The following is a 2450-nucleotide window of genomic DNA, read 5'->3' as shown; positions in this document are numbered from 1 at the left end:
ACGTAATCGTCAGCGCCCAGTTCTAATCCCAGTACCTTGTCCAGCTCCTCTTTCCTGCTGGTGAGCATGATAATCGGTGTCTCGATGCCCCCGGCGCGCAGATCACGGCAGATTTCGTCACCGTTTTTCCTGGGCAGCATAACATCGAGGATGATCAGGTCAATGTTCTCTCCTTTGGCCAGTTGATAGCCCGCTTCACCGTCCAGGGCTGAAAGAACCTGATAGTGTTCCTCCTTCAGACTGGCTTCCAGGCCCTTTACGATGGCCGGATCATCCTCAACGATCAGAATCCGTCTCACGATCCACCTCCGTTGGAAAGAGGAGCGTAAAGGCACTTCCTTTCCCGAGAGCGCTGCGCACTTCCACTCTCCCCTTGTGGGCCTCCATGGTATGCTTGACGAGAGCCAGGCCCAGACCGGCACCCGCCAGCCGCCGGGCGGTCTCCTCCTGTGCCCGATAAAAGGGCTCAAAAATGTGTTCCAGGTCGGCCTGATAGATGCCGATTCCCTGGTCCTCAACTTTAATGCCGGCAAAGCCATCCCGGATGAAAGTCGATACGGCTACCTCCCGCTTTTCCGGTGAGTACTTCATGGCATTCGACAGGAGATTCATGAGGGATTCAGTGACCGCGTCGGCGTCAGCCCGAATGACACTCTCTGCGGGGGACAGGTTGGCATGCACCTGGAATTGCTGCATCTTGAACTGGTAGTGCAACGACTTTAGTACCGTCTGCACCAGCTCATTGAGTTTGACCTCAGCAAAATGGTATTCCTTAACCCCCCGCTCCACCTTAGCGAAGTCCAGGACGTTATCGATGAGCGCGGTCAGGCGTTCACTTTCGCCGCCAATAATCTCCAGGTATTCGCCAGCCTGCTCGGGCCCGATCTCCGGCTGCGTCTGGAGTAGCTCGGTAAACATCTTGATTGAGGTGAGCGGTGTTTTCAGATCATGCGATACGCTGGACACGAAGTATGATTTGAGGCGGTTCAGTTCTTCCAGGCGACGGGTCTCCGCCCGTTCCAGCACCAACTTTTGTCGAAGGGTAATCCGGGCCAGGGCGAGACCCGCCTGGGTGACCATGGATTGGAGCAGATCGATGTCCTCGATACTAAACCGCGCTCCCGACTTTTTGGGTCCCACTGCGAGAAAGCCCTGCATCTCCGAGCGCTCAGACAATATAGCCAGCAGCAGGGCGATTCCCAGATCCCGGAAGCGCTCCAGGTCGGCGGACTCATGAGGTGCGCCAGGTTCGATCTTGTCATCTAAGCCCCGCGTAATCTGCGATCGGGGCAGCAGCTGCTTCAATTGCTCCGGGACCCCGGGGGCCAGGAACAGCTCGCCATTATGGTGGGCAACCAGGACGGGTCGGCGGTCCGGCCCTTCCAGACTGAAAAATCCAATTTGCTCCACCCGCAGCAAAGCATTCGTCCGACTTACGATGAGATCGGCAAGGCCCTGGGCATCGACGCAGTCTGTCATTGCTTTCAAGAAGTGCCGCTGGGCTTCCCGATAATTGTACTTGATCCGGAAAAAGGTGCGGTCTACAAAGCGTTGAACCGCACGGCGGGTGGGTTCGAAGAGCAGCGCCGCAATCGTCGCCGCCACACCGGAGGCAATCAGCGACACCCGCACGGTGAAAGTCCCCACCAGCCCCGCCACGGTGCCCACAACCAGGGCGTAAATGGTAAATAGGGCCCCCAGCACAATGGCGTAAACCGTGCCGCGATTGAGGATCAGATCAATATCCATCACATGATAACGGACGATAGAGATGGCGAAGGTGACCGGCGCGATAGCGGAGATCAACACGATGATATCGGCCGCTACCAGAGCGCGCCCCAGAAGAATATACGGAATAACCCAGAGCAGGATGAAGCCAAGCGGTCCCACCGCAAGACCCAGAATGACCCAGCGGAGCTTGCGCCGTTCCATCTCCTCAATCGCCGTGAAATAGGAATGCAGAAAATTGGCCACTCCCAGTACAATACAGGCCGAGAAAAACCAGCGGAAAAGATCAAATGAAGTCAGGAAACGATGGTAGCCGGTAACCGAGGCCGGGAAAGTGGCGAAAAGAAAGGTAACAGTCATCCAGAGCAGAAATCCTATCGATACCAGGTACAAGGCTGGAAGGAGCTTTCTCATCGCCGTCATTTTGTCCGTGGGAAAGACGAAGCCGAAGTGCACAAACAGCACCGGAATAGCGGTGTTGGCGGTTAAGTCCAGGACCTGGATGGCATGCCCGAGTCCGAAGGGCTCAATAACATAGCTGGCCCAGGTGGTCTCCACCATGACGGCCACGGCCACTGCCACCCAGTGAAAAACAAGTGCCGCGCGGTCCCCCGGCTTCTTGAGCAGCACAAAAATGCCCAGGAAAAAGTACAGACCACCTACCAGGCATTGGATGATCAGATAGCTGAGGCTATAAAATCGGACCAGGAACACCGGGACCG

At 56.4% G+C, this 2450-nt stretch carries 2 protein-coding genes; both read right to left on the bottom strand.

Annotated features, from left to right (window positions below; genetic code table 11):
• Nucleotides 1-299: response regulator (locus ACETWG_07120; protein MFB0516358.1), on the bottom strand; the 299-nt coding region annotated here is incomplete at its 3' end.
• The coding region (locus tag ACETWG_07115; protein ID MFB0516357.1) for a sensor histidine kinase at nt 277-2450 on the bottom strand (2174 nt) is incomplete at its 5' end. The genes ACETWG_07120 and ACETWG_07115, both read right to left, overlap by 23 nt.

It is taken from the genome of Candidatus Neomarinimicrobiota bacterium, assembly GCA_041862535.1.
Taxonomy (GTDB): domain Bacteria; phylum Fidelibacterota; class Marinisomatia; order SCGC-AAA003-L08; family TS1B11.
Note: the sequence above shows the minus strand (reverse complement) of the source record. Positions and strands in the feature narration are given on the sequence as shown.